Source organism: Idiomarina sp. UBA4206, from assembly GCF_002383015.1.
Classification (GTDB): domain Bacteria; phylum Pseudomonadota; class Gammaproteobacteria; order Enterobacterales; family Alteromonadaceae; genus Idiomarina; species Idiomarina abyssalis.
Genome location: NZ_DFTS01000014.1, coordinates 19,888 through 25,864 on the forward strand (window position 1 = coordinate 19,888; position 5,977 = coordinate 25,864).

Here is a 5,977-nt window from a genome sequence, read left to right on the forward strand (position 1 = left end):
AGAGGGCGACATAACGGTTCGTTTAGCCCAGCCTAAAGAACAGCTTACTTTGCTTGATGATCAAGAAGTTGAGTTGGATGAGGATACCCTGGTTATTGCCGATGATAACAAAGCATTAGCAATGGCTGGTGTTTACGGTGGTAAGAACAGCGGTGTTACTGAAAACAGCCAGAACATCTTTCTGGAAAGTGCGTTCTTCGCACCGGATGCCATTTTAGGAAAAGCCCGCCGTTATGGTTTGCATACCGACGCTTCGCATCGTTACGAGCGCGGCGTAGACCCTCAGTTGCAGCGCGCTGCTATGGAGAGAGCCACAGAATTATTGTTGGCAATTTGCGGTGGTGAAGCGGGGCCGGTAACCGAAGCGGTGGCAGAAGAGCTTCTACCACAACGCTCGGATATCACACTAAGAATTAGCCGCTTAGCAAAAGTGTTAGGCGTTAGCATTGCTGACGATAGCGTTACCGAAATTTTAGAGCGTTTAGGCTTTGATGTTTCATTTGACGGCCAGCAATGGCAAGTCGGTATTCCTTCATACCGCTTTGACTTGAGTATAGAAGAAGACTTGATTGAAGAAGTTGCCCGTATCTACGGTTACAACTCAATTCAGGCAGCGCCTCCTGCAGCTCAACTGCGCATGACAGAGCGTAAAGAAGGCGAGCTTAGTACTCACAAACTGATTGATGCTATGGTCTGCCGTGGTTATCAGGAAGCAATAACTTACAGCTTTGTTGATCCTAAACACCAGGCGCTAATGTTTGATGAAACTGCAGCATTGACCTTGCCACACCCAATTTCAGTGGATATGTCTTCTATGCGTGTGAGCTTGTGGCCGGGCTTAGTCGGCGCGGTTGCTCATAACCAGAAGCGTCAACAGGCTGTTTTAGCTTTTGTTGAAACGGGATTACGTTTTATCCCCGATGAGTCGGCAGAAAATGGCGTTCGTCAGGAAGCGGTAATCAGCGGTATACGGTCTGGTAAAGCGCATTCAGAGCATTGGTCTGAAGGTGATCGCAGCGTTGATTTTTATGACATGAAAGGGGATGTCGAAGCCCTGTTAGCTCAAACGGGTAATTCAGCTGAGTTTCGGTTTGTTGCGTCGCAAAACCCGGCTTTGCATCCGGGGCAGTCGGCGGCTATTTACCATGGCTCTGAAAAAGTTGGTGACATCGGTGCTTTACATCCGAAGTTTGATAAGGCTCTCGGTCTTAATCAACGCACCTTTGTTTTCGAGTTGTCGTTATCAGCTGTGACTCAACGACCTTTACCGTTGGCAAAGCCCGTTTCTCGCTATCCATCCATTCGCAGGGACCTTGCTGTCGTCGTTGATAAGCAGATTGCGGCGGGTGAGCTGATAGCTGCGATGGAAAATGTTGGCGTAAAACAGTTAGTTGACCTAAACTTGTTTGATGTTTATGTCGGCGATGGTGTACCAGAAGGTAAGCAGAGCTTGGCACTGTCTGTGACATTACAAGACAGCGACAAGACGCTTGAAGAAGCCGAAGTCACTGAGCTTATGACGAAATTTATTGAGACATTAAAGAGTGAGTTTAATGCAACATTGAGGGATTAAACTATGGCGCTGACCAAAGCAGAATTGGCGGAAGTACTGTTCGACAAATACGGTATTAGTAAACAAGATGCCAAAGTGTTGGTTGAAGATTTTTTTGAAGAAATCAGAGTTGCTTTGGAAAAAGGGGAGCAAGTGAAGTTGTCAGGTTTTGGCAACTTTGAACTGCGAACCAAAAATCAGCGCCCTGGCCGTAATCCTAAAACGGGTGAAGAAATTCCAATTTCGGCGCGTCGCGTGGTTACTTTTAAACCCGGGCAAAAATTTAAAAGCCGTGTAGAAAACGCAGAGCCTGAAGGTTAACTTCAGGCTCTTTTCGTATTTAGGTACTAAATTTTATTACTTGAATTAGCGAAAGAACAACTGGCTAAAGGGGTTTAATAAACGACTGATGCCAGAAGTAAAATGCAGTGGTGCATCTAATGTTGCCAGAGTTAAGCAATCTTCATCCTGTGTCTCCGGTGTATGCGTTCTGCTTGGATCCAACAAAATAAAATCACCATCTCTGTATTCATTTTTCTCATCGTTAAAAACGCCATCAATGACCAATGTCGCTTCCTGACCTTTGTGCGTATGCTCAGGCACTTTTGCACCGGGCGCCATATAGATAAGGTTAGTTTGGTTACCGTTATCCAACGTCAAAGGTGCTCTCCAGAGTTTTCCGACCAGCTTAGACCATTCACCAATACGATGGCTATTGTGAGCTAAAGTGCGGGGCAGAGTGAATCGACGACCTTCCAGAGAAAGTATCTCATTTGGCTGACGAGTCTGCTTGTTACATGCTGAAGACGCAAAGATAGCTTCAAGCATTTGATCGCACTGAGACTTGCTCATGGTAGTGCTGGCGACACTAACAAGAGTATCCAGGTTTTCTTCACACAGCTTTTGTTCAATTTCACACACTGTTTGACGACATGCTTTACACATATCGATGTGTGTCCCAACGACAAGGGTCATCGCTGCACTTAAGTCACCTGCAGCGTACTGGTATAAAAGGCCTTCGCCTGGATGTGATTTAATTATCATCGACTATCAACTCTTTCAATTTTTTTAATGCTAGACGAGTACGGGACTTAATTGTCCCCAAAGGAACTCCCAATGCATCGGATACTTCTTGCTGGGACTTGCCTTCAATATAAATCTTTTCTATAACAACGCGTTGTGCGTCAGGCAGTTGTGCGTAATAAAACGAAATTTCCTGCATTAACACATCATGATCTAACGCATAACCGTCATCGAGACTGTCGTTTTGTTCAGAGAGGATAGGCCATAGTTCATCGGCACTAATATCGTCTTTACGTTTTTTATTCTTACGGAGTAAGTCAAAACGAATATTACGCGCTATGGTAAATATCCATGTAGAAGGTGAACCACGGTCAGGCTTGAACAAATGCGCTTTATGCCAGACGTTTGTCATGGTTTCCTGGACTAAGTCCATAGCGGTTTGTTCATTACCAAATTGTCTTGTAGCGTAGGATTGCAGTTTTGGTGCAAATTGCCTGAAAAGTTCACTAAAGGCAGCACGACTTCTATTTTCTGCGATCTTTGCCAGCAGTTCCGCTGCTCTATCTGCAGCATCTGTCTGGGTGGTAGTCATAGACCCCCGAGTCGATGTTCTTTCTGACATCATTTGCATAATTAGACCTGCTACTTTTGTTCACTAGTTCTAACTATTACGGGGTGCTAAAAAAAAAGATCACCCGGATGGCAGAATATTTATTCAATTAACGAATTAAGTCTAGCAGATATTCCTTTGCTTTAAGACAATTTTCGCATCGAATAAGTTCTTGTTTGGTGTAAACATCCAATGGCAGTATTTCAAGCCAACGAGAACAGATCCAATCAAGATTTTCGTAGCCCAGGTCAGGCAGCAGTTCAGAAAGTTCCGGGTAGGTTTCAAAAGCTTCTTGAAGCCGGGTCTTTAACTTATTGGAGGTTGCATCAAGCGCAAGTTCCGGCCAGTTCTCAAGGTATTCAATTTTGCCGAACCTGAGCTTGTCATTTTCCGACCAGTGTTCATCGATTCGAACCCGGTTTTTGCCTTCAACGGTAATACCTAATAAGCCGTCATCTCGCGGTTCAAAGTCAATGATTTTCACTGTGGTTGCATAAGGCAGCAAATAGTCAGCAGATGTCGCGGCATGTTCATTATTGAACATGGCTACAACAAATTCGCTGTCGTTCTGCAGACACTCTTTAACTAACCGAGTATAGCGAGGCTCGAACACTTTTAGTTTCATGCGCCCGCCCGGCATTATATGCGCTGTGAGCGGGAATAGCGGTAACTGCTGATACTGCTGCATATAACCTCATTTGGTTAGCGACTTTGAACATTTAACAAACATTACGTCGGCGCGGGTCTTGTTGGATCTTTTTTATCTTGTAAATGACAAACTATTTTTAGCGATATACCGTAGGTTATCATCAGGAAACGTGAATAAGGATAACATTGTGAAACTAAAGGTTGGTATCAGTTCCTGTTTGATGGGTGACGAAGTCAGGTTTGATGGGGGACATAAAAAATCTTCTTTCTGTGTCGATGAGCTAAGCCGACACATTCAGCTTGTACGTTTTTGTCCGGAGGTTGGAATAGGAATGCCGGTGCCCAGACCAACCATTAGACTTGAACAGCACGATACTGTTCAAGCGGTGGTGCCTAAGACGGGGCAAAATGTAACAAAAGACTTAGCGACTTTTGCTGACAAGGTTCAGGTTAAAGTTGATGAGCTGAGTGGCTATATTCTTTGTGCTAAGTCGCCCAGTTGCGGTATGGAGCGTGTTAAGTTGTATGATCCCGAAACCGGCCATGCGCAAAAAGCGGGAATGGGTATTTTTGCAGCCCGGCTTAAGGAGAATAATCCGGCGTTACCTTTAGAAGAAGACGGGCGGTTGAATGACCCTCACTTGCGCGAAAACTTCGTTATGCGCGTCTATGTTTTTAATCAGTGGAAAGAAGTTAGGAATAACCTATCAAAACATCGGCTTTTGCAGTTTCACCAAAGTTGCAAGTTGCTGTTGCTGGCTCACAACCAGCAGGCTTACCGTGAACTGGGCAAACGTCTGGGCGAGCAGGATGTTATTGACGACGTATTTGCTCAACAATACATTGTCGACGTTATGGACGCTTTAGCTAAGCCGGCGTCGCGTAAAAACCATACCAACGTACTTCAACATATTCAGGGCTATTTTAAATCCGATCTTGAACAGCGACGCAGGGAAGAACTGAGCGACATAATTCTTCAGTATCATGACGGTATTTTACCGCTTATGTCCCCACTCACACTAATACGACATTATCTCAGAGAGTTTCCAAAAGAGTACCTGGAAGGTCAGTGGTACCTGAAACCGTACCCTGAAGATTTAAAATTACGTTATGGGCTATAAAGATGCGTGAAGCAATTTGGTTCCGTAGTGACTTGAGAATGTTAGATAACCCGGCGTTATTTCATGCCTGTAAAAGTGATGACGCGCCGGTTGCTGTATTTTTTGCCTGTTATGAAACTTGGGATAACCATAACTGGGCGCCAATAAAAGTCGATTTTCTTTGGCGTAACCTGAAGAGTCTACAACAAGACTTAGCAGATAACGGAATTGAGCTTGAAGTCAGGTTGGTTCCAAAATTCAGCCAGGTTCCGGGGGCGCTTAGGCAGTTTTGCCGTGAACATGAAGTTAAGCGGGTTCATATTAACGCAGAGTATGCGCTGGATGAAAAACGTCGGGACGCAGCGGTAGAAGCTGTACTCAGCAACGATGATATCGAACTTATAACTTACCATGGAAACTTACTGGTTGCCCCCGGACAAGTCAGGACGCAGCAGGGTGATTATTATAAGAAGTTCACTCCTTTTAGCCGACGTTGGCGACAAGTTATCAGCGAGCTAGGGCAAAATGACCCCTTAAAAATTACCCCCTACACCATGGTAAAGGCCAAAGGGCTTCCGGAGCTTCCTTTTAAAAGTAAGGATTCGTCTGACTGGAGTGCAGGAGAGCAAGAAGCTTTGGGTAAGTTAGGGCAGTTTGTTGGCCATAGTGTATCGCAGTATAAAAGCGCCAGAGACATACCGGCGGAAAGTGGCACCTCAAAACTTTCTGCTTATTTAGCCTTGGGTGTTGTCGGCCCGCAAACCGCGGCGCGTGCGCTGCATCAGTTTTCCCCGGAGTTTCCTTTTGGGCTGCCGTCAGGAGCAGATACCTGGCTTACTGAGTTAGCCTGGCGCGAATTTTATCAGCATCTTATGTATTTTGTGCCACGCTTATCTAAGGGTGAAAGTTTTCAGGCTGAAACCGATAGTATTCAATGGTTAGACGACAGTGACGCCTTTCAACGTTGGTGTGAGGGTCGTACAGGATACCCAATTGTTGACGCCGGAATGCGTCAATTGACATCAACTGGATGGATGCACAACT

General features: G+C 45.2%; 7 protein-coding genes. 4 read left to right on the forward strand and 3 right to left on the reverse strand.

Annotated features, from left to right (window positions below):
- Together pheT and B3180_RS02715 are read left to right on the forward strand one after the other, a co-directional pair.
- The coding region (gene pheT / locus B3180_RS02710; RefSeq protein ID WP_286842894.1) for a phenylalanine--tRNA ligase subunit beta at nucleotides 1–1,573 on the forward strand (1,573 nt) is incomplete at its 5' end.
- 3 nt (nucleotides 1,574–1,576) lie between these two features.
- A complete protein-coding gene (locus tag B3180_RS02715; protein WP_054487565.1) occupies nucleotides 1,577–1,873 on the forward strand; it encodes an integration host factor subunit alpha in 297 nt (98 codons plus the stop codon).
- 45 nt (nucleotides 1,874–1,918) lie between these two features.
- Here B3180_RS02715 and B3180_RS02720 read toward each other — a convergent pair whose 3' ends face one another.
- The 3 genes from B3180_RS02720 to B3180_RS02730 form a co-directional block, all read right to left on the reverse strand.
- A complete protein-coding gene (locus B3180_RS02720) occupies nucleotides 1,919–2,596 on the reverse strand; it encodes a ChrR family anti-sigma-E factor (RefSeq protein ID WP_222236908.1) in 678 nt (225 codons plus the stop codon).
- A complete protein-coding gene (locus B3180_RS02725; protein ID WP_054487569.1) occupies nucleotides 2,586–3,206 on the reverse strand; it encodes a sigma-70 family RNA polymerase sigma factor in 621 nt (206 codons plus the stop codon). The genes B3180_RS02720 and B3180_RS02725 overlap by 11 nt, the downstream gene beginning before the upstream one ends.
- A gap of 88 nt (nucleotides 3,207–3,294) precedes the next feature.
- The gene (locus B3180_RS02730) at nucleotides 3,295–3,873 is read right to left on the reverse strand and encodes an LON peptidase substrate-binding domain-containing protein (protein WP_054487571.1); all 579 of its coding nucleotides are present in this window, start codon (nucleotides 3,871–3,873) and stop codon (nucleotides 3,295–3,297) included.
- 145 nt (nucleotides 3,874–4,018) lie between these two features.
- Between B3180_RS02730 and B3180_RS02735 the strand changes: the two genes are divergently transcribed.
- Together B3180_RS02735 and B3180_RS02740 are read left to right on the forward strand one after the other, a co-directional pair.
- Nucleotides 4,019–4,954, forward strand: a complete 936-nt coding sequence (locus tag B3180_RS02735) for a YbgA family protein (protein ID WP_199494705.1) — start codon at nucleotides 4,019–4,021, stop codon at nucleotides 4,952–4,954.
- 2 nt (nucleotides 4,955–4,956) lie between these two features.
- Nucleotides 4,957–5,977 (forward strand): cryptochrome/photolyase family protein (locus tag B3180_RS02740; RefSeq protein WP_286842901.1); only part of this gene is annotated, 1,021 nt, incomplete at its 3' end.